Origin of the sequence: Mycolicibacterium lutetiense (assembly GCF_017876775.1) — a bacterium.
GTDB lineage: Bacteria > Actinomycetota > Actinomycetes > Mycobacteriales > Mycobacteriaceae > Mycobacterium > Mycobacterium lutetiense.
Window position 1 is genome coordinate 2,244,019 of record NZ_JAGIOP010000002.1, and the last position, 24,923, is coordinate 2,268,941.

Here is a 24,923-nt window from a genome sequence, read left to right on the forward strand (position 1 = left end):
TCAGTGCCGACGGTAACGGTGTGCAGACGGTTCGGTGGTGAGACACGCCCAAGTAGAGCGCATAACCGCGGTGGGCAGTGGCCACTTCCTGCTCGGCGCCTACGATCTGCTGGAGCTGGCGTGGGAGCTCGCCGGCGTCACTCCGGCTGACGCTGCCCCCTCCATCGTGAATAGTTTGTGGGGCATCGACATCGATCTACGGCCCGCTCAGGTCGCCGCCACGGCGGTGACCTTGCGCGCACGACTCAGCGCGAAGCATCAACCGCTGCCAAGCCCGCACATCGTCACCGCCCGCGGCCTGCCCGATCTCGACCCCGCCATCCTGGAGCACCTCGGTCTGTCGACCTACCATCTCGAGGTGCTGACCGACGTCGCCGAAGCACTCAAAGACGCCCCGCTGTTGGGGTCGGCACTCAAAGCCGAACTGGCGTTGCAGGACCGCCTTGGCCGCGCCGGTCTCCCGAGCGCCGCAGCCAACGCCGCGCAACCCACCCTGACCGCCGAGCACGGGGCGTTCGCCGAAGATGAAGCGATCCTGCACGATGCGCTGACGCACTTAGCGGATGCGACGACATCGACTGCAGCAGAACGTCTTTTCGCCGCCGGCGGTGACGATGCACTACGGTTCGTCGAGGCGTTGAGTCAACGCTATGACGTGGTCTTGATGAATCCGCCGTTCGGGGATCCGATCACCGAAACCCGCGACTATCTGCGCGCCGCCTACCCCTGGGCACCCACCCGACTGGACCTGCTCGCCATCTTCGTCGGACGCGGTCTGGAACTGTGCAAACCTGGCGGATACCTCGGCGCCATCACCAGCCGAGCCGGCCTGGCCACCAGTACCTTCCAACCGTGGCGCGAACAAGTACTCCTCGGCCACCAACTCATCACCCTCGCCGACCTCGGCTACCGCGTGATGTCGCAAGCCAAAGTGGAAGCCGCCGCGTACGTCGTCCGCAACCAAACACCCGAGCCCGGCGACACCGCCACATTCATCCGCATGCTGCGCGACGCCGACAAAGCCAGCGGCCTCACCCAAGCGATCGCCAACACCCATTCCCACACACCAGACCGCCGGATCTACCGCATCCCCCAAGCCACCTTCGCCACCCTGCCCGGCTCCCCCATCGCCTACTCCGCCAGCAACGCGATCCTGCGCCTCTTCACCGAACTCCCCCCAATGGGTCAGCACGCCGACGCAAAGCAAGGCCTCACGACCGCTGACGACAACCGGTTCGTCCGCGCGTTTTGGGAAGTCGACCCTAGGACCATCGCCCGCACCCAAGCGGAGACCACCACCCGCCGCTGGGTCCCTTTCGCCAAGGGCGGTGCTTACGCCCCCTACTGGTCCGACATCCACCTCGTCGTCGACTACCAAGACAACGGCCAACGACTAAAGGACTTCGACAAGGCCTACATCCGCAACGAACCCTTCTACTTCCGAAAGGGCCTAACCTGGCTTCGTCGTACCAACAGCGCACTGTCCCTCCGCTTACTGCCAGAAGGATGCATCTTCGGAGACATGGGGCCGAGCCTCTTCAGCGAGCAGCCGTATGCGGCCGTGTCATGGCTTAATTCGCGGTTTGCGCGACTGTTGGTAGACACGATGTTGGCGGGTGCCGACGAGAATCAAAGTGATCTTTCACGAAGTTATCAAGTCGGTACCGTCCGCGACCTTCCTGATCCGTTGACCGCTAATGCCGCTCTAGCGCAGGACCTGGCCGAATCTTCTGTCAGGGCAGCCCGACTGGTCGCGACGTTGGACGAGTTTGATGAGTCGGCGCGGCGGTTCGTAGCGCCCCTAGTAGCGAGTGCCGAGGGACTGACTATTCGTGAGCGTGCAGCGGCAGCGTATCGCCGGCGGCTCTCCACCGCGCTGATGGTGATTGATGCCCATGATGAGATCGACCGCGCCTTATCCGCAGCGCTGGACCCGGAAGGACAATCGGCATCAGCGTTGTATGAGGCCGACGGGCCGTTGGTGACCGATCTGCCCGCCGACGCTTCGGTGGATTCTTCGCTGCTGAGCAGGCCGGTGCGTGAGATCGTCGAACTGGCCACCGAAAAACTTGGAATTACACGCTGGATCGGACTGCAGCATCAGGTCGTGGATCGTCGGTTGGAGTTGGCTGCGACGCTGGAGGGGGTTCATCCGCGATCTTTGGTTGACGGCTTAGCGGTCGGCGCGTTGCCCGACGGCGAGCCCGCATCCAGCGCTCACGACCTGTTGTCCTATCTGATTGGTACCGCATTTGGCCGCTGGGACATTCGTATCGGCGCCAACCCCGCCTTGGCGCCGCCTCGGCCCGATCCGCTCGACCCCGTACCGCTCTGCCCGCCAGGCATGCTCGTTGGCTCAGACGGATTCCCTGCCACGACCGCACCGGCCGGCTATCCGCTTCACCTGCCTTCCGACGGGCTGCTATTCGACGAACCCGGACACCCCCACGACATCGTCAATGCCATCACCCATGCCGTCGTGGAACTGTTCGCCGACCCCGACGCCATCCTCGACGAACTCACCACCATCCTCGATGCCGCAGATCTCCGCGCACTGGTCCGGCGGCGGTTCTTCCGCCACCACCGCACCCGCTACTCCAAGAGCAAACGCACCGCACCCCTGTACTGGCCACTAACCGTCCCCAGCAGAAAATGGGGACTCTGGCTCTACGCCCCCACCCTGCGCCGCGACACCCTCTTCGCCATCGCCGGCGCCGCAGCCGCACGAATCGCCCGCGCCGAAAGCGAACTGCTCCGCCTACAAGCCGAACGCGACGCCGGCGGAGCCGGTCGCTCCACCCATCAAGTCATGACGGCACTGACCGCCGAACAAGAACTCGCCGAAGAACTCGCCACCTTCCGCCGCGAAGCCGAACGCATCGCCAACAGCGGCTGGACACCCGATCTGAACGACGGATTCCCCCTCACCGCAGCACCATTGACCACCCTCATCCCCGACTGGCCTGAACTCGCCAGAACCCTCAACTACACCAAAACCGACAAAACTCCCTGGGCCAGCACCCACAACTGGAGAGACCACTTATGACGAACCTGCGCTCCGGCCTGACGGAGCAGCTCGCTCGAAAGGTTGATGCGCACGGCCTTGTGATCTGGAATGACGACGCTCAGGAGTACAGCGATGTCGCCGAGACCATGTGCCCCGCTGACACCAGATTCGAAAAGTTCACTGGCAGTTGGTATGAGCTACGTCGTCGCATTGATGACGCGATCGGCGGCGATCAACCGCCACGACTGGTTGTGTACGTCGCGGCGAAGGCACCCTCCGAGGACCCTTTAGCGGAAGTCCGGTCGATGGGGAGCCGTTTCACGCTGCGGCTTGCCACGCTTATTAGCCAGTCACTCACCGGTGAACTGACGCAAACGCGGATCAACGATTTGGCCCGGACCACCTTCACACTTACGGGCGCGGAACAAGCCTTGAGCGCCGACGAATCGGCAGACGCACGACTGATCTCGGCACTGGGCACTACTGATTCCACGACGATGCTTGTGTCACTGCTCCTCGGTAGCCGCGACGACGCGATTACAATAGCCGCCGCGGACGAGATCGCACGGGACTTCGTTGATCAGATGGTGGGAGTTCAGATTCCGCCGGCGTCCAAGAGACAGGAGGCCATCTTCGCGGGTCTGCTGCTCAACGATATCGCAGGTGCGCTCGGCGGCCCGCCCGACGGCGACCTAGCGACTGCGACTCCGCAGGCGTCCGCAAAGCAACGTGATCGGTCGCGTCTGGTGCTGCGTCAGGTCTTGTCGACGCCCGGAGGCCGGGAGAGTTACAGGTCGCTAACGGCAAAGACCGACCTGACACTGAATATCGCGCAGACTCTTGCTTGGGACGATCGGCTCGCTATGCTGCCAGGCACGGAGAGCATCGAGCAACTAGCCCTCGACAGGGCAATTGAGCAATTTCGAGTGGGAGACCGGGACACAGCCCGCACGATCGCCGAAACACGTCTTAGCATAAGCCCATTCGTCGACGAGGCGAGACAGTGGGCGCCGCGCTGGCGGGTGCTCGAAGCGATGGCAACGCTCGAGGATTCGATTGACACGAATCCCGTCAACCCGGGTTCAGTCTCCTCCCAACTGGCGTGGTACGCCGAACGCGGCTACACGGTCGATCGCGCACATCGGGCTTTGGAGCTGGTGCGAACAACCGTCGGTGCATTGGGAGATCTCGACGGTCTGCTCAACCACGCCCGCGACCGATACGATGTGTGGCTCAACGAACTCCTAAACGTTTTCGTTGACGCCACTCTCAGCGAGGGTGTTGATCCGGGCGACATGATGCGCCAAGGCGAGATTCACGACCGCCTAGTCGCGGGACATGAGCGCGTCGCATACATCTGGGTTGACGCGCTGCGCTACGAGCTCGCGCAGGACCTCGTCGGTGCGCTAAAGAATCTGCCCGGAAAGATCCAACTCCTGCCTGCGGTTGCCGCAGCGCCGACGATCACGCCAGTTGGGATGGCATCACTGCTACCTGGCGCCGCCGAGAGTTTGCAGGTGAAAGTAGACAACGACTCGATCGTGGTGTTGGTAGGGAATCAGGCGGTGAAGACCGTCGCTGATCGAATCTCACACTTACGGCTGAGGCATGGCGCCGTCGTCGATCTTGATCTCAACGATGCAACAAACAAGTCAGAGCAAGCGCTACACCGCTCGATACAGGACGCTTCGCTCGTGGTCGTCCGGTCACAAGAAGTCGACGCGGCCGGCGAGAGCGGAATGCTGGCCGCGGCGTGGACGACGTTTTCCGCGGTCAACCAGCTGCTTGCCACAGTCATCACACGGCTTGCCAGCGCAGGTATCCGTCGTTTCGTGCTGGGCGCGGATCATGGCTTCATCGCTCTCAGTCAAGGCATCGGCGCACACCGCATCGTCGACCCTCCGAGTGGCGCCGTGGGTGTTCTCAAACGGAGGTGTTTTGTGGGGCACGGCGGTGTTCCCCAGACAGCTACTGCCAAGCTGCCACTATCTGCCTGCGGAGTGACCAGCGAGTCCGAGATCACCGTTCCCCGAGGCCTTGCGGTGTTCAGGGCCGGCGGCGCAACACAATTCTTTCACGGCGGCCTGTCACCGCAAGAGCTCATTGTCCCAGTGATTGTCATCGACCTGGACGATCCTCCGCAGGCCAATGGTGAAACCGTACGTTTGGGCCTGGCAGGTGATCGCATCGTTACGGGCGTCTTTGCAATCACCTTGGAGTTTGACCCATCTCTGTTTGCCGACGACCTCACGTTAAGGCCAGTCGCCAGCCGGCACGGTCAGCCGGTCGCCCGTCCAGTTTCAGGCGACGGCGTCGACGCCCAAAGCGGGACCGTCACGCTGTCCGGAGCACGCACTAGCGTGGTGACGTTCCAGGTGACCGCCAATCTCGCACAAGGCGAGAAGATCGACCTGCAGGCACTCGACGCCGCCACCGGCCGAACGGTTGCGAAACAGACGGTCTCGGTAGCTGCGCCCGTAATCGTGGAGGATGAACTTGACTAGCGCCTTGGATTCTCTCGACAAGCTCGCAAACGAGACGTTTGCAGGGCGAGTCGTTCGGAAGGACCTCGTACGCCAAGTCAAAGTTGGCTCGAACGTGCCTGTCTACGTGCTGGAGTTTCTGATCGGCAAATATGCCGCCACGGATGATCCCGCCGCCATCGCAGCGGGACTTGAGGTCGTGAACCAGACGCTTCGGGAGAACTTCATCCGTCCCGATGAGGCCGAACTGACCAAAGCACGCGTGAAACAACGCGGCCAGGTACGCCTCATCGACAAGGTGGACGTTCGCCTGGTCGCTAGCGAAGACAAGTTTTGGGCTCACCTTCAGAACTTCAATGACAAGTACGTACACATCGGCGAAGACCTCGTCTACCGCTACGACCGACTCCTCCAGGGCGGCGCCTGGTCCCAACTCGACCTCATCTACGACGCCGAGGACGACGAAGACAAGAAGCGACCCTTCTACATCAAGTCACTTAAGCCTATTCAAGTCGCCGCATTCGACCGCGACGCATACCTCGATGGACGCCGACAGTTCAGCCGAGATAGTTGGCTTGACCTCGTGATGCGCACGATTGGCCTGGAACCAAATGAGTACAGCAACCGAGGCAAGCTGCTTGCGTTGACGCGGCTCATTCCAATGGCTGAGCGCAATTACAACTTGATTGAGTTGGGGCCATGGGGCACGGGCAAGAGCTTTGTGTACCGAGAATCCAATCCAAACGCCATTCTAATATCCGGCGGAAAGGTCACTGTCGCGCAGCTTTTCATCAACATGTCTAGCGGGCGCGTGGGCCTGCTGGGCACGTGGGACGTTGTCACGTTCGACGAGGTCGCAGGCCTGCAAATGTCCGACACTTCCGTCGTGAACATGTTGAAGGACTACATGGAGTCTGGGTCGTTTGCCCGCGGCAAGGAAGAGGTTCCTGCAGAGGCCTCGGTCGTCCTGATCGGCAATACGAGCAAGCCCCATACCGACCTGGTGCGCACCGCTCACCTGTTCGCGGATCTTCCTCCGGCCATGATCGACCCTGCTTTCCTCGACCGGATTCACTTCTACCTTCCTGGCTGGGAGACCCCGAAGCTTGAGTCACGCTTATTTACCAACCACTTCGGATTCGTCTCCGACTATTTCGCAGAGGCGCTACGACAGCTACGCAAGGACAGCTTCGTACGTGCAATCGACGAAGAATTTGCTCTCGGTGCCAGCTTGTCAGCGCGAGACGAGAAAAGTGTGCGGAAGACCGTTTCAGGCCTGCTCAAAATCCTTCACCCGCATGGCGAGTGGACGCGTGCTGAGCTGCGCGAGTACTTGGAGTTTGCGTTGGAGGGCCGGCGCCGCGTCAAGGAGCAACTCAAGAAGCTAGCGGCGCACGACTACGCCAAGACGGCCTTCAGCTACATCGAACGTGACACAGGACATGAGTATTGGGTTGACGTTCCTGAACAGCCAGACAAAACCGAAGACGCACTGGATGCAGTGCCGCAAGCCAAGGCAGTCGCAGATGTCGAATCCGTTCAGCGCGAATCAGTCTCAGTGCTGATCGAGCAAGGAGAGGGTCGTCACATCGAGTTCAAACAGACGGGTCGGTTGAATAGTCATACCGGGCAAAGGGATCCTGTGCTTGAGCAGATGGTTGTGAAGGCAGTCGCAGGCTTCCTCAACTCAGCAGGCGGAACCCTTCTGGTCGGCGTCAAGGATGATGGTGAGATCACCGGAATCGAGGCGGATCTGCCAACGCTGGGGCGGAAGGCAAATCTTGATGGTTATGCGCTTTGGTTAAGTAACCTGCTCGATAACAAGATGGGCCCCGCTGCAGTTGCCAATGCCGGGGTGTTCTTCGAGAGCTTTGGCGCAGCGACGGTTTGTCGGGTCGACGTCAAGGCTTCGTCTGCACCTGTTTTTGTCAAGGGGGTCAAAGGCGAAGCGGAACTGTTCGTTCGTCTCAACAACGCGACCCGCGGACTGAATGTTGCCGAGGCGCTCGATTACGTGCGAACGCACTGGGGCTGAGAGAGCCAGAGTTCGCGAACGCAGGCGAACCGCCCGAACGAGGCAGATACTCATCGCATGGCGGCTACTTCTTAACGGTACCGGCGAGCGGAGATGCCGCTCGTTGAATATTCGACGGTGTGAATCGCTTGGTGTGTTCCCGGCTGAATCCGACCAACGAGCCGATGCGCCGAGTTCGACTTGAGAGGGACCCATTTGGTGGTCCAGTCGCTATGCGGCTTGGGGTTGGTGGGTCGTGGTCCACTGTAAGGCGAACTCGGCTGGGCTGAGTTCGCCGTGGGCGGAGTGGGGCCGGTTGGCGTTGTAGTCGATCCTCCAATCCTCGATGATCACTCGGGCCTCTCGGAGCGAGTCGAACCGCCAGGAGTTGAGCAGCTCATCGCGCAGGCGGCCATTAAACGATTCGATCCAGGCGTTCTGCCAGGGTGAGCCGGGATCGATGAACAGTGAGCCGGTGCCGTTGAACCGGCACCAATCGTTGACCGCGTGCGCCACGAATTCCGGGCCGTTGTCAAAGCGCACGTAGTGCGGTGGGCCATGCATCAGGGCCAGACGCTCGAGGACATCAACCACGCCGTCGGCGTCGATGGACCGATCGACTTCGATAGCGAGGGCCTCACGGGTGAACTCATCGATCACGTTGAGCATCTTCAACGTTCGCCCGTCGGCGGTGGTGTCGAACTGAAAGTCCATCGCCCAGATCACGTTCGGCCTAATCGGGCACATCGCACCGACCGCGGTCCCGATACCAGTGAGCCGTTTCTTCTTGCGGCGCTGCGGGACTCGCAGGCCTTCCTCGCGCCACAGCCGGCGGACGCGTTTGTTGTTGATGTCCCAACCAGCTTTGCGGGCTGCGATCGCTGCTCGTCGCCAGCCCCAGCGGGGCCGGTCGATAGAGAATTTCCGCAGCCAGGCCCGCAGCTCGGCTTCCTCATCGCTGACCGGTGCCGGTTGCAAGCGCATCGTGGAGCGGTGAATGCCCACCACCGCACACGCGCGTCGCTCGGAGGCCCCGAACCGTTCGCGCAGCATCGCCACGGCGCTGCGCTTGCGGTTCGGGGTCAGAAGTTTCCCGACGAGATCTCCTTGAGCATGTCGATGTCGAGGGCCTGGTTGGCGACCAGCTTCTTGAGCCGGGCGTTCTCGGCCTCAAGCTCTTTGAGGCGTTTGGCGTCGTTGGCCTTCATCCCGCCGTACTGGGCCACCCAGCGATGCCAGGTCGACTCGGTGACCTCCAGATGCCGGCACACCTCGGACAGTTCCTGCCCCGTCCCGAGCAGCTTGTTGCCCTCGGCCAGCTTGCGGATGATCTGATCCGGCGTATGCCGCCGGCGCTTGTTCGCTGCCATGTCGTCGTCGATTCTTCCTGCCCAAACACTCGGGCAACAGAGTCGCACAACAACTGGACCACTACGAAGGGCTCACCTCAGACTGTCGGACAGATTTTTGTCACCCCAAAGATCGCCTTTTCGAGATTCTCGTGCGCACGCCGCGCGTGGTGACACTTGAGTGATTAGTTAAATAGTTGTCGCCAACTTTCTGAGTCTCCCCATAGCGACGAGTCAATCAGCGATGGCTGAATCGCCTGGCGCACACGGTCCTCCAGCTCCCCATCGAGGACGGCTCTACCAGCCATGGTTCCGACGCCGGCGACGATATCGGCGATCTGAATTCGCGGGTCATCGCGCGAGTCAGCCAGCACTATCGCTTCGATTGGCACTCTGATCGGGAAGTCCGGATGCGGGCTGTTTCCAGCACGGATCAACAGGGAACATGCCTCATCGGTCAGCACCGACTGCCGGTCATGCACAAGCACGATCGCCGCCCCGGTGGCTTCGTGCCACACTCTGGCTGTCTGCATCAATGCGGGGATCAGTGGATCCAACATCCTCAGTCCTTCATCGTGCCTCGACCCTTCGGTGATGGCATAGGCCTCCAGCTCCGTGCGGCCTTCCCATAGCCACTGCATTGCCGTCTCGACTCTCTTACGACGAGAAACCAGCCGTAGGTCGTCGATGGTTTTGAGCAGCTGTTCCAGCGTGGTTTTGGCCCCCTTACGTTGGGTGCTCCGCACGAAAGAGACGAACTCGCCTAGGAGGTTGTTCCATGTCTCCATTCCATAAGCCCTTGGCCCCTCAGCGAAGAGATCGCGAGCCATCTGGCGGGCGGCACCGGATTCATGCAGCTGAACTCCTTTGCGATAGGCGTCTTCTTCAATCACGAGGTCGACGACTTTGCAAACAGCCATGTATGCCTTATCGGTGATCGAGACCTTCACTCGCCCGTGCAATGCTCCGCCAGGTTCGAATAGTCGCAGCGTCCTCCCAATGTGTTTCCCCTTCAAGAGGCGCTGCGACTTCAATTCGGATCCACCAAAGCGGATGTCGCTCTGCAATGAAGCAATCAGCCGGCTCGCCTCGTCCAGGGAAAGGTCGGTGCTTCCGTGGGCAAAAACGCGGGAGGTGCCAGCCACCAGATTCTCGCCATCTGAGCCTGACTCGTCGCAGGCGATTTCGACTGACTCACCGCTGTTCACCGTGCGATCCTAGTCATCAGCTTGACATTTATGTTCGACGCTATCGTTCGGCCGCACCTGCCCGGGTTCCCTTCGCCGCGCCTCACGGGACCGACACCTCCTGATTATGTCGGGGACACCACATGAGCTGAGGCTGCCACGCCACTTTCCGTGAATCGCCCTGTATACAGGCCTCACGCCACCGCAGCCCGCGCCCCCAAGTACACCTCAGTAGGCATTGCCTGACGCAAATGCCACGTGATCGCCATCGGCCGGTCCCCTTCGTGCGAGACGTAGTCCGCCGGGCCCAAGAAGATGTACGGCGCGGCACCGAGCGCATTGGTCTTGGCCTCCCGCACGAACAGCAGAATGTGCGAGCCGTCGCGGCGGTGGTGGATGTAGCGCTGCCCGGTCGGCGACGCCGACGACGTGGTCGACTGCGACTCCCAGTGGAACAAATCCGGGCTCAGCGCGAAGTCCCGGTACATGGTCGTGGGTGAGTAATCGTTGTCCGACTTCTTCAAGGTGATGAGGAATGCATCGGCATTGATCGACTCGCACCGCGCCACCCCTTCGCGCATGGTGGCCGGCGTCCGCTTGTCCGACACCCAGCCGAGCCCGGCGAGAACCTCCTCACGCGAGTAGGTGGCATGCAGCGCTAGTGGCACCTCAGCCAACTCCGGCGCCACATCGCCTAGCGCGTACGTGCTGCGGTGCGCCGCATCGAAGGCGATGTCGACGACCTGACGCATCTCGTCAGCCACCGCCTCCCCACACAGCACATCGAGTCCCGCTGCGGCACTATCAAATCCGCCACCGTCTGGAAAGAGTGAGTAGAACAGCATTTCCGCCAACCGCTGCTCAATGACACTGCCGCCGGCCAGCAGTGCTCGATACGCTTCTGCGCGTCGTCGGTCATCCACATGCGCCAGTGCCTTCACCCGCTTGACCAATTCCGTCTCCCGCGGACCGGGTTCCTCCCCCAGCTTCCCCGCGTCGCGACAAAGCGTCGTCCACGACCGAACCGGCTGGGTACCCCGCAGAATGTCCTCGATGCCACGGCCCGACTCCTCCAGGTAGGACGCCAGCCGATCGTTGGGATGCGCCCGAATCTCAGACACCAGCGCCGCCTTCTTCGGCGACACCTGCTGACGCACGTTCTCCAGCACCAGCTTCTGCGCGACCCCGTCGAGCACGATCTGGCTACCCGATGGCAGGAACGGAAACCCCTGCTCGATCTGCTTTTCCAGCTGTTTGCGCCCCAGCCCGGTCAACGCGCGGAACCGCTGGTCGAACCGGAACTCCCGGCGCTGGTGTCCGACAAAGTCCAGTGCAGTCAGCACCGACTTGCCCGGGGCCAGCCGCAGCCCGCGACCCAACTGCTGTAGAAACACCGTCGTACTCTCGGTGGGCCGCAGGAACAGCACCGTATCGACCAGCGGAATGTCGAGGCCCTCGTTGAAGAGGTCGACCGTGAACAACACGTTGATCTCGCCGTTGCGTAACGCGGCGAGCGCGGCGCGCCGCTCAGCACTGTCGTCGAGGCCAACCACGGCTCGCGCCGGGATCCCCGCCGCCACAAACCGTTCGGCCATGTAGCGGGCGTGATCCACGCTCACGCAGAATCCCAACGCCCGCATGGCACCGACATCGGCAACCTTGTCGCGCAGCTGGTCGAGCACGATGCGGGTGCGCGCATCGTTGCCGGTGTACACCTCGCTCAGCTGGGCCAGGTCATAACCGCCGCGTTTCCACTGCAGCGTCTCCAGGTCGGTGCCGTCGTGGACGCCGAAGTAGTGGAACGGGCACAGCAGGTTCTGCTCGAGGGCATCCCACAACCGCAGCTCCGCGGCGACCCGTCCGCCAAAGAACGCCCGCACATCAATCCCATCGCCGCGTTCCGGGGTGGCGGTGAGCCCGAGCAGTTCTAGCGGCTCGATGTGGTCAAGCAGTCGGCGATAGGACGCCGCTTGCGCGTGGTGGAACTCATCGATCACCACGATGTCAAAATGCCCCGGCTCGATGGTGGAAAGCCGGTCCGCAGAAAGCGATTGGATGCTGGCGAAGACGTGGCGCCACCGGGCCGGTTGCTCCCCGTCGACCAATAGTTCGCCGAATGTCGCGTCAGTGAGCACCTCCTGATACATCCGGCGAGCCTGGGCCAGAATCTCCTTGCGGTGCGCGACGAACAGCAGCGTCAGGTCACGACCGTGCACCTCGCGCACCAGCCGGCGATAGTCCAACGCAGCGATCACCGTCTTACCGGTCCCGGTGGCCGCGACAATCAAATTGCGGTGCCGGTCATGCAGCACCCGTTCGGCGTCGAGTTGTTCGAGCAGCTCGGCTTGATAGGGCTTGGCGGTTACCTCCAACCCGGACAGCGTCACCGCCAGCGGGTCACGTTGCTTCTTCCCAGAAGCGATCTCCAATGCGCCGCGCAGCTTCTCACTGTCCTCGGACGGCCGATAGGGTTCGAATTCGCGGTTCTCCCAATAGGAGTCAAAGGTCGCACGGAACTTTTCCAGCAGGTGCGGGGTGGAGATCGCCGACAGCCGCACATTCCATTCCAGTCCGTCGACGAGCGCGGCGTGCGACAGGTTGGACGAGCCGACGTAGGCGGTGTGAAAGCCGGTGTTGCGGCGCAGCAGCCATGCCTTGGCGTGCAGCCGGGTGCGGTCGGTCTCGTAGTTGACGCGGACCTCGGCGCCGAACTCGTCGACCAGAGCATCGAGCGCTCGCGCGTCAGTGGCGCCCAAGTATGTCGTGGTGATGACCCGCAGTGGCACCCCGCGCTCACGCAGCTCTGTCAGTTCCCGCTCCAGCAGCCGCAGGCCGTGCCACTTGACGAACGCGCACAACAGGTCGACATGGTCGGCGCTGGCAAGTTCGGTCCGTAGTTCCGCCGCCAGCGTCGGCTCATTGCGGGCGTTGGTCATCAGCGCCGCATCGGACAGCGGTGTGGCCGGGCGTGGAAGTGCCAGGGTTCCGAGGGTTTTCGCGCTGACCGCGTCGAGGCGCCGGATCTTGGCCGGGTCGTCCTGGTGCAGGCTCTCGGTGAGCGCGTCCGCGTCGCCGAGCACCGCCAGGATGCTGCGGAGCAGCTCGGCGCGTTCCTCGGCGCTACGTGCAGCACGTAATTGGCGCTCGATGAGCGGAGTGAGATGACGGGCGATCGTTCCTGCCTGCTCAGCTTCATCGACCGTGCTGAGCTCGGGCTGCAGGTCGGGTCGCTGCCTCAGGGCAGTGTTGAGCCGCTCGGTGAGCAGGGATTCGTACAGGCCGACGTCCACGCGGGGAGGGTAGCGCGGTGTGGTGACACTGTCGGGGATGTTGCTGTTTCTTCCGAGCCGGCCGATCCCCACACTCCCAAGAAACCCGCGGGGAAGGCCACTACTCTGCGGTCGACCGCAGGTCGTAGCGCTATCTGAGATCGAACCGCCCGTCGCGGAACCGCTTTGGAGCCCGCGAGTCCACCAACTCCGTCCGATCCTCGGGATGCCGCCAGTAGTGCCGCACCAACCAGTACAGGGCCACACCGCGCGGCACGTATAAATTGAGGGCGCCGATTACCTTCTCGCTGCCATCGCGTAGGCACAGCACCACCGACCTGCCGGCCTTCTTGCCGTCCTTGGTCTCCGAATGATCCTTGATGTCGACAATGTCATCCCATTCCACCGCCCTGGTTTTGATCACGTCGGCGATCTCAACCGTTGCCGGTGTGACTTTGAGGTACCCGACCCCTCCACGCCGTACCCAGGCGATCAAGCCGATGGCGGCCCACACGGCAAAAGCCACGAACAGCGCAGGCGAGAAGATCTGCATCCCCCGCGACATGGGAATATCGATCGCGCCTCGCGGCACAAAGAAAGCGAGAAGCAGTGCCGATGGGCCCGCCACCGCGAATCCCGTCAGATACAGCATGCTGAATCGCTTATCCGGCCACACGGTAAACCCTGTTGCGTCGCTGGACGTCCGCGTCTGCGTCTTGCCGGCTGCCGCCAGCAGCAGCGCAGCCATCATCAGGATGGGAAACGTGACGAATCCGAAAGTCAAAACCGTCGTCAAGTAATTGCCGCGCAGTCCGGCAAGGATCCCGCGGATAATGAAATAGGCCACGCCCGCGAATACGGCTAGGGCCACCCAGAACACGCGCTTGCCAGCTTCTGCCCAGTTTTTTGGTTCGGGGAGATTCAGTTCGGGCACAGGGCGTCCCCGACGAACTTGCCCATCTCTGAGCCACCGAAACCTCCGAGAAGGCCACCCGCAATTGCGAACGTCGGGACGGCAGCTGGCGCGAATGGACCTGTCGCGAGCCCCAATGCTGCACCGCCTTCCGCCAACGCCCAGCCACCACCGCCACCGGCTGCACCCGCAACCAGCGCGATGCACTTGTCTTTGTCAGAATCCGCCATAACGTAGTCGAACACCGTCGTTGCCGCTGTTAGCGCGGGACCACCGTACTTCATGGTCTTACCGACGTTCTCTAAGGATTCGGCAGTGACCATCGGCAACGAGCCGCCGTGTGCGATGTGTTTTTCCAGGCCTGACATCCCCGCCGTGGTACTCGTCGAGAACTTATCGATCAAATCCACGGGCACTGTACTTGGTTGCCCCGCCGGCGGTGTGAAGGTCGCACTCCGGTACCCGGACGAGTCCCTAGACATCAAGAGGTTCGATTGATTTGCATAGGTGATCGACGTGTAGTCGGTGCCGGTTCCCGCATCGCGCCAGGAACTCGTCGTCGCCACCCGCTCACCGTTCTTGTCGAACTCCTCGATCTGGTAGAAGTTCTGTTTACTCGGCCAATCGAAAGGATCCATTCGCGTGGTCACCGCCTTGCTGCCGTCCTGTTTGATGACCGTCTTCGTCTCCTCGCCGTTTTTGTTGGTTGATTCGATGATTTCGCGGACATGCATCTGCTCATCGGCAGACCGGATCGCCTCCTGGCCCACCACCCCAACAGGTGTCGTCGGGTCAGGTACCTGATCAGGAGGCCGCTGCGCCGCCGGAAGCAACAAACCGCCGAGATCAGTTGCCGGCCCCGGCTCGATGTACCCGAACTCATGGCCAGCAGCCACCACCGCGTTTGCCGTCGCATCGTCAGCGTCGCCAACTGCGATCAGCATGCGGTTGATGGCCCCCTGCTCCTCCAGCGCCAACGCTTGCAGCTTGGTCATCTCCTCCTCTGACATCAGCGACGGGTCCACCAGTACCACCCACTGATCAGTCACATTCAGCGGGCCGGCGTCGACCTCGTCAGCCTTCGCAAGCAACGTCCTGCGCGCACTCCCAATCGACTCCGCACCACCGCTGAGCGCAGCCGCCACAGCGTCGGCGTAGCCAGAAAATTTGAGCGCATCGCGCTCTGCACGGGTGAACATCGCAGCGGCCGCTTCATGGGAACGGCCCGACCATGACTTCATCGCGGGCATTTCCTGGCACGATTGATTAATTCCCTGCACCGCACCCGAGACGGATCCCGCAGCCGACTTGATCGCAGCTGCGGACGTGGTCAAGGAGTCTGGATTCCAACCAATCAAGGTGGGACGAGATGGCAACATCGGTTAGAACAATCCGTCGAAGTCGCTGCCGAGCGCGTCATCCGTCACCTCGAAAGCATCGCCCGCGCCACGGACCGCCTGCCCCATTTTGGTGACGTTGTCGGCGAGCTTGATGGCCGCATTCGAGAAGTGCTCACCGACGGTTCGCGCGGCCCACTGCGTGGTTGAACCTGGAAGGCCATCTGCCGCCGACGTTGCCTTGCTACCGACGTCCGCAGAAGAAATCGTCGAACTTGCGGCATCTGCCTGACTAGCCAAGGTCCTCAGGACCTCCGGATCCACCAGCATCATCGACCTCCCCGAATACATGTGCCGATATCCATTGTCACCGATGACGGCCACCGCGCTATGCACCAGTTTCCACCGGGCGAGCCCCTTGGCCGACGGCTGATCAGCTTTTCAGCTGCCGTTGACGAGCAGCGATTCGTACGTTCCCGGGTCCAAGGCTGGCGCGCGGTGCGGTGACACCGCAGACGCCACTCAATGTCAGACCCTTCCACCAGAATCCGGACATGAGCCGCCGCAACCGCCAAAAGCGCGCCGCCAAGCAGAGGGACCGCCGGCGCACAACGACCCACCAGAAACGCTGGCACACCGATCCCGGGTACGACCGGGTCGCCCTGCTCGACCGCCTCACCGCGGCGCTGTACAACTACGCGATGTGTCCCGACCACGACGCGGAATTCCACGCCGCTGAGCTGCTCGACGAGTTCCCGGGCCGGACACACGATCTCGACCTTGCCGCCGACGGCACTTTGGCCGGTGCCATCAGCAGAGCGTGGCAGGTGGGTTGGTCGCCCAACGACCTGCACGAGTTCGCTCGTCGCCGTCTCGACGCAGCGGCAACCGGCTACCTGGACGAGGCCATCGTTCGCGAGTCGCGGCACTATCCCGTCACCGCACTACACCCGCGATGGCGCGCCGAGCTCGCCGCGTTACACGTGGACATCGATCACGGCGCTCCGCAGATGTGGGACTGGGCGAACACGAATGCCGTCGACCATCACGGAGCGTTGACGGTCGTACTGAAGGTACTGCGGCTTCTGGCAACCCTTACGATCCTGGAACCCTTTCTGCCGTTGCCCAGTGAGCACCAGCACTCGACGATCCCGGTGAACACGGCCGATGCGAAAGCGCTCAGCCGCGTGCGCGGACTACTCGCCAAGGCAGAGGCCACCAAGTTTCCCGAAGAAGCGGAAGCGCTTTCAGCCAAGGCGCAAGAACTGATGAGCAGATACTCGTTGCACCACGCGATTCGAGACCACGAGCGTGGCCGCGTAGCGGAGGCCATCGCTCGGCGGATCTGGATCGACAACCCCTACGTCAGCGCCAAGGCGGCACTGGTGCAGTCCGTGGCAACGGCCAACCGGTGCCGCATGGTGTGCGCGGAAAAGATCGGGTTCGTCGCCGTCATCGGGACCGAGTGCGACCTGGAATTCGTTGAACTGCTCGCTACTTCGCTATTGGTCCAGGCCACCCGGGCGATGCTGCGCGCGGGCCGAGAAACCAGCGGCGGACAGACCCGGACACGATCGTTCCGCCAATCGTTTCTGCTCTCCTACGCCAACCGCATCGGTGAACGCCTCGCCGCCACCTCCGCGACAGTTGCCACCGAAGTGGATCGCAGCACTCTGCTTCCGGTACTGGCAGCACGCAGCCAGGCCACCGATGACCTCACCAACCGCCTCTTCCCAGCGACTGCTCCCCGTGAAATGTTGGCCTCCAGCGGTGCTGGATGGACGGCCGGACGGATTGCAGCAGACCTTGCGCAGCTGGAGGTGCGTCGCCCGATCGCGGGATGATCGCGGATTTGTACGCCGAAACGCGAGGAGCCTGGCTGGCCCGCCGCATGGACGGGCCAGCCGGACGGAAACCGTCACGGGCACTCCTCCGAAACCCGCACCACCCCAAAATCGACCTTGGTGCTTACGGTGAACTTCGCCCCGGCCGGCGGAGTCGAGCTACACACCTGCCAATTGCGGTCGCTGATCTGCGCCCGTCCCTTGCCGGTGAGATCGGTTGAGCTGCTGAACCACACCTCACCATCGGTCAACGATTGGATCGCATCCTGCGCACCCTGCAGGTCCATTCCGATCAAATTCGGCATCGACCATGTCGGCTCCGCGGATGCCGCCGGGCTCAGTGCAATAGCCACGCCAACCGTCGCCGCGGCGATCAACACACTATTCATCACAACCTCCTGGTTTCGAAGTGAACCGCGCATCGTTGCATCCGCCACCGACAACCCAGTACGTCGCCGTATGGGCCAACCGGGGCGAACGCTGAAGCCCCGAACTTGTCGGCAGCCTGTTGTACGTTCTCCTGTTCGCCTGGCATCGGTGCCCGGGCGTGAGACAGAAAGAACACCGTCATGAGCACTCCCTATCAGCAGCCCACCGACCCGAATCAGCCTGCCGGGCAGGGGTTCCCTCAGTACACGCCACCTCGGGCGACGAAGCGCAAGTGGCCGGCGATCGTCATCGGCGGCGTCGTGTTCCTGGCCGTCATGTCCGCCTTCTCCGACAAGGACGACAAGAAGCAGGACACGAAGCCCAGTGCCGCACTCGCGACGCAGGCCCCAACCGACGAGGGCACCCCAACAGCCAGGCTCAACACCGCGGTCCGCGACGGCAAGTTCGAGTTCGTCGTCAAAACGGTGCAGCCTGGCCTGGCCGAGGTCGGCGACAATCCCTACCTGCGCGAGCAGGCTCAGGGTCAGTTCGTGATCGCGACGCTCAGCGTGCAGAACATCGGTGACCGGGCACAAGGGTTCAGTCCGTCCAACCAGAAGTTGATCGACGCCCAGGGCCGCAGTTTCGAAACCGATTCGTCGGCTCAGATCGCCCTGGGCGATTCAGATATCCCGATCTGGGACGACATCAACCCCGGCAACGCCGTCGACGTGTCCCTGGTCTACGACATGCCGGCCGCCGCGGTGCCGGCACGCATCGAATTGCACGATTCGATGTTTTCCGGAGGCGGCACGGTGGAGCAGACGCCGTAGCTCGTCACACCGGGGCCGGCCCCGCTTGGCCGGCCCCGGCAGCGCGGATCAGCCCCGAACCGAGATCGGCACCGGCATATGCAGGGCGAGTTGGCCTTCCGTGACGACATCGAACTGAATGGTCTTGATCGGTTTGAGCGCTCGCAGATCGTCCGCCATCCGTCCCTGCCCGATCTGCAGATCCACACCCCGCGGGAACCGCGCGGCTCCGGCCGAGAGCACGTTGGTCTGACTCAACGTGGAATGCCACGCACCGCCAAGTGACGTGTAGGACGTGAGCGTCGAAACCCGCTCCCCCGTCCCATACTTCGCCTGAGCCGGCGTGACAGCCGACAACCCGATATCCACCCCACCGGCGTCGTTCCCAACGCGCGCGACTACCCGGTCCGCGTCGATAGTGACGTCGAGTTCCGTCACCCACTTGGGGAAGCCATACCCGTCATGCCCGCGCACCTGGGCGATCTCGGTGCTCACCGGCAGCGACAGCACATACGAATGCAGGTGATCGTTGGCCAGGCTGCTCGCAAGGTCGGCGAAACCCAATTTGCCGTGCCGCGCCGGCCGGACGGCGACGCCGACGGCGGCCTCGGTGTAGAAGTCGATGTCGCAGACGTCGTAGCGGAAGAACATCACCGACACCAGACCGATCCCCGGTGCAACCTCCAGGGGTGCAAGCGCTTTGGGCAACCGGGTACGGATCTCGCGGGAGCGAGCCAGCATGACCAGCCGTGCCGTCGAGATGCGGTAGTAGAAGTTCGGGGTCAGCGTCGGGCCGATCACCGAGTTCACCTCGGCCTTGGGTAGCTTGCGAAAGAAGTCGACGCTGGAAACCCGGGGATCGCGCTCGATCTCGTCGAGATCGGTCTGCATCCGAAACCGGTCGTACAGACCGCCTTTGGGCACGGCGACGAGGTGCCCGCCGAGGTCGACCTCGACGACGTCCTGAACCGACATCAGACCCTCCCCACATCCGCCACGAGTCGCTCAGCCAACTTCTCCGAGGACTGCGGGTTCTGCCCGGTGTAGAGGTTGCCGTCGACCACGACGTGGGGGCGCAGCGGAAGCAGCGCCTTGGAGTAGTCGATGCCGAGCTCTTTCAGCCTGCCCTCCAAGAGCCAAGGCGCCTTCCACCCGAAGCTGTTCAGGTGCTCCTCCCGATTCGACAGCCCGGTCATCCGCCGGCCGGCGAACGGCGACACCCCGTCCGGCCCACCAGCGGCCAGGATCGCCGCCGGTGCATGGCACAGCAGCGCGAGTGGCTTGCCGGATTCCAGACGGTGCGCGAGCAGCGCACCAGAAACCGGGTCGTAGGCGAGGTCCTCCATCGGGCCGTGCCCGCCGGGGTAGAACACCACGTCGTAGTCGTCGGCGTTCACGGTGTCGAGTGCCACAGGATGGGCCAGCACGTTCGCGATGCTGTCGAGATAGCTCTTGACCTCCCGGCGCTTCCACGGCATGCCGCCGGAGATGCCGAGGCTGAGCTGGTCCAGCGTCGGAGCATTACCGCCCGGCGTCGCCACCGTGATCTCCCACCCGGCCTCGGTGAAAATCTGGTGCGGCCGCGCCACCTCTTCGGCCCAGTACCCCGACGGATGCACCGTCCCGTCGTTGAGTGTCCAGCGGTCGGCCGCCGAGATCACCATCAGAACTTTCGTCATGGTCCGTCTCCTCTTAAACGTGTTGCGTGCCAACGACGCGGTCTGTCCGCGGCCGGGACCTCAACCACCGTGAGTACCCACGAAGGGCACGCCTCGACACCAATTGATCGGCGACCAGCGCGAACGCCGGGCCTATGTTGAGTGCGGGCGTCTTCCCCGCCCCGAGCCGGCGCATCTGGTAGCGGACCATCGCCATGCTGGCCGTGGAGGCCAGCGACTTGTCCGACCAGGTCACGGGCTTCAGGCGTCCGTTCGCCTCCGCGCCCCGGCGCCAGCGCGCGGGCAGGTCGGGGGTTTCGGCGAGCGCGGTGGCCATGCCGACCACGGCGACGCCACTGGCCAGCACCCGCTCGGCAGTCGTGCGCCGGGTGATCCCACCGGTCAACATGAGCGGAATAGGGCTGCTCACGGCGAGCTCGGCCGCCAATTCCAGGAAGTACGCCTCGCGGGCCTCAGTGCGCTCATCGGCCGGGCGGCCGGTCATGGCCGGGCTTTCGTAGCTGCCGCCGGACAGCTCGACCAGGTCAACGCCGAGCGGCGCGAGCATGTCGATCACCTTGCGAGCGTCGTCAGCGTCGAAGCCGCCGCGCTGGAAGTCCGCTGAATTCAGTTTCACCGCAACGGAAAAGCCCGGCGACACCTCGGCACGGATCGCGCGAACGATCTCCAGGAGCAAACGGGCGCGGTTCTCCAGCGAGCCGCCCCACTCGTCGGTGCGGGTGTTGACGAGCGGCGACAGGAACTGCGACAGCAGATAGCCGTGCGCGGCATGAACCTCGACGCCGTCGAACCCGGCCTGCTCGGCACGCCGCGCCGTGGTGGCGAAGCGGGTGATGGTGTCGCCGATCTGCTCGGCCGTCATCGCGACGGGCTGGCCGAATCTCTTGGAGTGCCGGCCCAGGTCGACCGCGACGTCCGACGGCCCCCACACCACGCCCGGCATGTTGGCCTGGACCTGCCGGCCGGGATGGCTGATCTGCATCCACATCGCTGCACCGTCGCGCCGTCCTTCCCGCGCCCACGCCGCGAACGGTTCCAGCGGTGAGTCCGCATCCAGCACGACGCCACCCGGCCCGGTCATGGCCTCGGCATGCACCATGACGTTGCCGGTGATGAGCAGTCCGGTTCCGCCGGCGCCCCACTGCCGGTACAGCGCGATCAGGCGCTCATCCGGCAGCTGCACCCGTCCGGCCATGCCCTCTTCCATGGCCGCCTTGGCGATCCGATTGCGCAACACCTGACCGGACTTCAGCTGCAGGGGCGCGAACAAAGCCTCCGACGTGCTCGACATGCAAACTCCCTATAAACAATGTTGACAGTGCTTACTTCTGCTTGGTGCTAACATACGACCAAGATGTAAGCGGTGTCAACACTTGTGAGGAACGTCCCGTATGGCCACGTCAACAAGGTCGTATCATCACGGCGACCTGCCGAGCGCGCTCGTGCAGGCCGCGCTGGAACTGCTCGAGGAAGGCGGCGCGACCGAGCTGTCCCTGCGCGCGGCGGCCCGGCGTGCGGGCGTATCCACCGCCGCGCCCTACCGTCATTTCGCCGACCGCGACGCTTTGTTGTCCGCGGTCGCCGCGGTGGGCTATCGCGATCTGGCCGCCCAATTGGCAGCAGCGAGCCCCACGCCGAAAACTCCGGACGATCTCGCCGACATCGCCATCGCCTACGTGAACTTCGCGCTGAAACGCCCCGGTCTGTTCCGGGCCATGTTCGCCGAACCCTGCGATCCCACCAGCCCCGAACGGGTCGCTGCAGTGGAGGCCATCAGCGAGTACCTCAGAGCGATTGTGCAGCAGGCGATTCCCACGTCAGATCCGGATGCGATGGCGAATGCCGTGTGGGCGCTCGTTCACGGCCTGGCGTTCTTGCACCTCGACGGCAAATTCGATGCCGCGTCCCCCGAGACCATCTCCACGACAGTGCGCGCAGCGGTGTCGGCGGCGCTCGGGCAACTCACCTGACGGGGTCGCTAACCTCTGCAGCATGGAGTGGCCACACGACGATGTCCTTCACGCGTGGTGGGTCCAGCCGAACCGGCTGCTGGCCGGTGAATACCCGGGTGCCACCACACCCGAGAACGCAGAAGCCAAGATCCGCGTCCTGCTCGACGCCGGAATCGACACCGTCATCGACCTCACCACCGAAGGTGACCGTCTGACGTCCTACCGAGCGCTGCTCCGCGCAGCGGCCGAGAAATCCGGGCGCACAGCGCGGCACTTCGCGCATCCGATTCCTGACTTCGGCGTCATCGATGATGCGGGCTACGACGCAATACTGACGCGCATCCACTCCGAGTTGGACGCCGGCCGAAATGTATACGTGCACTGCTGGGGCGGGAAGGGCCGGACCGGCACAGTGATCGGGTGCCTGCTCGCTGAATCCGGATTGAGCTACGACGATGTCATCGCACGCATCGCCGAACTACGCGCAGGGACAAGGAAAGCCGCATACGCCTGCCCAGAGTCCGCTGCGCAGCACGACCTTCTGCGAGCGCGCTGCGCCCGGTAGATGCCGACGCCGGCCGCGAGCGCGGAAGCCCCTACCAACTAGCCGGCGAGTAATCCTTCAAGAAACACCCGTGGAGATCCTCGCCCAGTTCGCCCCGCACAATCGGGTCGTAAACGCGCGCAGCACCATCCACCAGATCCAGCGGTGCGTGGAAGCCTTCCTCGGCCAACCGGAGCTTGGTCGGGTGCGGGCGTTCGTCGGTGATCCAGCCGGTATCCACGGCGGTCATCAGAATGCCGTCTTGCTCGAGCATCTCCCCCGCACTCGTGCGGGTCAGCATGTTCAGCGCGGCCTTGGCCATGTTGGTGTGTGGATGCCCAGGCCCCTTGTAGCCGCGGCCGAACTGGCCTTCCATCGCCGACACGTTCACCACGTACTTGCGTCGGGCGGGTGAGGCGGCAAGCGCCGGGCGCAGCCGGCTCACCAGAATGAACGGCGCGGTCTGATTGCACAGTTGCACCTCGAGGAGCTCCATCGCGTCGACCTCGTGCACGCGCTGGGTCCAGCTGTTGACCGACGCGGTATCGGGCAGCAGCCCACCGGCGTCGATGGCAGTCCCGGCGGAGATCCGCTCGGGCGAGGCGCTGCGCGCGGTCAGGGCCAACTCGGTGAGCGCGTGCGCCGATGGATGCTCGCCGAGGCTGCCGGCCAGGGCGTGCGGGTGGGCGTCACTGACATGGTCGAAGGTGATCACGTCCACCAACGCCGGCGGCGGTGTGCGCTCAGCTTCGACCAGCGCGGCGTATGAGCCGGGCGGGCGGCGCACCGTCTGCGCGGCGTTGTTGATCAGGATGTCCAGCGGTCCCTGCGCAGCTACCTCGTCGGCCAGAGCGACCACCTGGGCCGGGTCACGCAGGTCGATGCCGACCACCCGCAGCCGGTGCAGCCAGTCCGCGCTGTCCTCCATCGCGGCGAAGCGGCGCACCGCGTCGTTGGGAAACCGCGTCGTAATGGTCGTAAAAGCGCCGTCGCGCAACAGCCGCAGCGCGATGTACATGCCGATCTTGGCGCGCCCACCGGTGAGCAGGGCACTGCGCCCGGTCAGGTCGGTGCGGGCATCGCGCTTGGCCCGGTTGACCGCGGCGCATTCCGGGCAAAGCTGGTGGTAGAACGCGTCGACGACGGTGTGGTGGTTCTTGCAGATGTAGCAGGCCCGCGAGCGCAGCAGCGTGCCCGCACTGGCCCCGACCGCGGTGGCCACCAGCGGCAGACCCTGCGTTTCGTCGTCGATCCGTCCGGGTGCGCCGGTGGCGGTGGCCGCGATGACGGCGCGGTCCGCGGTCGCGATCGCATCACGTCTGGCGTCCCGGCGGGCCTTCTTCACCGCCTTGAACAGCTTCGCGGTGGCCTGGCGCACAGCAACGGCATCGGGATGCTCCGGCGGCAGCGCCTCCACTTCGGAAAGCACCCGCAGGCACGTGCTGAGCTGGTCGGGATCGATCGCGGTCACCATCGAAGGGTACGGGGGTTGGGGCCAAAACCCGCTATCGAGCGAACTGGCCTACAGGTAGAGGTGGTAGGTGCGGTGTTGTGGCGAACGTGCAGGTTTTCCACGTGATGTGTGCAGGTCTGGCCGGAAAAGCTGCACGTTCGTCACAGCGCCCCGCACGGGACATAGGAGCGGAACCGCCGGCAAAACGTTGAGCCCCAGATATCAGTCGTAGATGACGTCGAGCCCCCGCCGCCGAAGATCGGCCAAGGTGTCCCGCATGCCTTGCAGCTGCTCGGGTGAATGGCCTACCCAGTCGGTGATCTCCCCGACGATTCGCACCGGCTCACGGGTTCGGTAGGAGCGGGTCGGGTTGCCGGGAAGCTTCTTGTCGGTGACGTTCGGATCGTCCTCCAGCGCACCCTCGGGTTCGACGATGTAGATGCGGCCCCGCCCCTCACCGACGGCCATCTCGGCTCCCCACACCGCGGCATCCAACGTGCGGGTGACGTACACGTGGTTCATGATCCGGCCCGCTTCGTAATTCGATTCGCGTCCGGGCACCAGGCGATCACCCACCGCCAGGTCAGCCTTGGTGCCATGCAGCAGCGCACCCGACTCGTGCACTTCGAACGGTTTCGGCGTACTCGTCACAATCTCCCCCATCTGGTCACGGACCGACAGATTGTGCAGCACGACAGGGGCCTTGCCACA

The 24,923-nt window shown here is 63.6% G+C and carries 19 protein-coding genes; 7 read left to right on the plus strand and 12 right to left on the minus strand.

The genetic code is table 11. The features are described from left to right. Positions 1-37: 37 nt before the first annotated feature. Genes JOF57_RS20105 through brxL form a run of 3 tightly spaced genes read left to right on the plus strand, consistent with a single transcriptional unit; the run spans position 38 to position 7,525 of the window. Positions 38-3,046 (plus strand): Eco57I restriction-modification methylase domain-containing protein, encoded by a 3,009-nt coding sequence (locus tag JOF57_RS20105; protein ID WP_209919309.1) that lies wholly within the window; start codon positions 38-40, stop codon positions 3,044-3,046. Continuing rightward, positions 3,043-5,511, plus strand: coding sequence for a PglZ domain-containing protein (locus tag JOF57_RS20110; protein WP_209919311.1), 2,469 nt, complete (start codon positions 3,043-3,045; stop codon positions 5,509-5,511). Before JOF57_RS20105 ends, JOF57_RS20110 begins: the two co-directional genes overlap by 4 nt. Beyond that, positions 5,498-7,525 carry a protease Lon-related BREX system protein BrxL gene (brxL, locus tag JOF57_RS20115; protein ID WP_234938189.1) on the plus strand — a complete coding sequence of 676 codons (2,028 nt, stop codon included), beginning with the start codon at positions 5,498-5,500 and terminating at the stop codon, positions 7,523-7,525. The genes JOF57_RS20110 and brxL overlap by 14 nt, the downstream gene beginning before the upstream one ends. 210 nt (positions 7,526-7,735) lie before the next feature. Here the strand turns inward: brxL and JOF57_RS20120 are convergent. The 6 genes from JOF57_RS20120 to JOF57_RS20145 form a co-directional block, all read right to left on the minus strand. Further along, positions 7,736-8,874, minus strand: a protein-coding gene (locus JOF57_RS20120) for an IS3 family transposase (RefSeq protein ID WP_209919315.1) whose coding sequence is annotated in 2 segments (ribosomal slippage) — positions 7,736-8,604 and positions 8,604-8,874 — 1,140 coding nt in all. Because the reading frame shifts where the segments join, the coding sequence is not laid out codon by codon here. A gap of 164 nt (positions 8,875-9,038) precedes the next feature. Next, positions 9,039-10,061, minus strand: coding sequence for a DUF3800 domain-containing protein (locus JOF57_RS20125; RefSeq protein ID WP_209919317.1), 1,023 nt, complete (start codon positions 10,059-10,061; stop codon positions 9,039-9,041). Between the two features lie 173 nt (positions 10,062-10,234). Further along, complete coding sequence (locus JOF57_RS20130) at positions 10,235-13,330, minus strand: DEAD/DEAH box helicase (protein WP_209919319.1); 3,096 nt, start codon at positions 13,328-13,330, stop codon at positions 10,235-10,237. A gap of 130 nt (positions 13,331-13,460) precedes the next feature. Continuing rightward, positions 13,461-14,243, minus strand: coding sequence for a hypothetical protein (locus JOF57_RS20135; protein WP_307870057.1), 783 nt, complete (start codon positions 14,241-14,243; stop codon positions 13,461-13,463). Then, positions 14,231-15,556 carry a hypothetical protein gene (locus tag JOF57_RS20140; RefSeq protein ID WP_234938190.1) on the minus strand — a complete coding sequence of 442 codons (1,326 nt, stop codon included), beginning with the start codon at positions 15,554-15,556 and terminating at the stop codon, positions 14,231-14,233. Before JOF57_RS20140 ends, JOF57_RS20135 begins: the two co-directional genes overlap by 13 nt. A 48-nt stretch (positions 15,557-15,604) precedes the next feature. Beyond that, positions 15,605-15,889 (minus strand): type VII secretion target, encoded by a 285-nt coding sequence (locus JOF57_RS20145; protein WP_209923521.1) that lies wholly within the window; start codon positions 15,887-15,889, stop codon positions 15,605-15,607. Positions 15,890-16,113: 224 nt separating this feature from the next. Between JOF57_RS20145 and JOF57_RS20150 the strand changes: the two genes are divergently transcribed. After that, complete coding sequence (locus tag JOF57_RS20150; RefSeq protein WP_209919323.1) at positions 16,114-17,403, plus strand: DUF2786 domain-containing protein; 1,290 nt, start codon at positions 16,114-16,116, stop codon at positions 17,401-17,403. Positions 17,404-17,477: 74 nt separating this feature from the next. On the opposite strand, the gene JOF57_RS20155 is transcribed toward JOF57_RS20150, so the two are convergent. Then, complete coding sequence (locus JOF57_RS20155) at positions 17,478-17,792, minus strand: hypothetical protein (protein WP_234938191.1); 315 nt, start codon at positions 17,790-17,792, stop codon at positions 17,478-17,480. A gap of 180 nt (positions 17,793-17,972) precedes the next feature. On the opposite strand from JOF57_RS20155, the gene JOF57_RS20160 reads away from it, so the two are divergent. Further along, a complete protein-coding gene (locus tag JOF57_RS20160; RefSeq protein WP_209919325.1) occupies positions 17,973-18,605 on the plus strand; it encodes a DUF4352 domain-containing protein in 633 nt (210 codons plus the stop codon). Positions 18,606-18,653: 48 nt separating this feature from the next. Here JOF57_RS20160 and JOF57_RS20165 read toward each other — a convergent pair whose 3' ends face one another. The 3 genes from JOF57_RS20165 to JOF57_RS20175 are packed head-to-tail and all read right to left on the minus strand — an operon-like array spanning position 18,654 to position 21,554. Then, positions 18,654-19,559, minus strand: a complete 906-nt coding sequence (locus JOF57_RS20165) for an acetoacetate decarboxylase family protein (RefSeq protein ID WP_209919327.1) — start codon at positions 19,557-19,559, stop codon at positions 18,654-18,656. Next, positions 19,559-20,263 carry a type 1 glutamine amidotransferase domain-containing protein gene (locus JOF57_RS20170; protein WP_209919328.1) on the minus strand — a complete coding sequence of 235 codons (705 nt, stop codon included), beginning with the start codon at positions 20,261-20,263 and terminating at the stop codon, positions 19,559-19,561. The genes JOF57_RS20165 and JOF57_RS20170 overlap by 1 nt, the downstream gene beginning before the upstream one ends. A gap of 13 nt (positions 20,264-20,276) precedes the next feature. Continuing rightward, on the minus strand, positions 20,277-21,554 hold the full coding sequence (locus JOF57_RS20175) for an NADH:flavin oxidoreductase/NADH oxidase family protein (protein ID WP_209919330.1): 1,278 nt from the start codon (positions 21,552-21,554) through the stop codon (positions 20,277-20,279). 100 nt (positions 21,555-21,654) lie between these two features. Between JOF57_RS20175 and JOF57_RS20180 the strand changes: the two genes are divergently transcribed. Further along, positions 21,655-22,233 (plus strand): TetR/AcrR family transcriptional regulator, encoded by a 579-nt coding sequence (locus JOF57_RS20180; protein WP_209919332.1) that lies wholly within the window; start codon positions 21,655-21,657, stop codon positions 22,231-22,233. Between the two features lie 22 nt (positions 22,234-22,255). Next, positions 22,256-22,780, plus strand: a complete 525-nt coding sequence (locus JOF57_RS20185; protein ID WP_209919334.1) for a protein-tyrosine phosphatase family protein — start codon at positions 22,256-22,258, stop codon at positions 22,778-22,780. A gap of 31 nt (positions 22,781-22,811) precedes the next feature. Here the strand turns inward: JOF57_RS20185 and JOF57_RS20190 are convergent, their stop codons facing one another. After that, the gene (locus JOF57_RS20190) at positions 22,812-24,230 is read right to left on the minus strand and encodes an SDR family NAD(P)-dependent oxidoreductase (protein WP_209919336.1); all 1,419 of its coding nucleotides are present in this window, start codon (positions 24,228-24,230) and stop codon (positions 22,812-22,814) included. 204 nt (positions 24,231-24,434) lie between these two features. Then, complete coding sequence (arr, locus tag JOF57_RS20195) at positions 24,435-24,875, minus strand: NAD(+)--rifampin ADP-ribosyltransferase (protein ID WP_209923524.1); 441 nt, start codon at positions 24,873-24,875, stop codon at positions 24,435-24,437. Positions 24,876-24,923 lie beyond the last annotated feature (48 nt).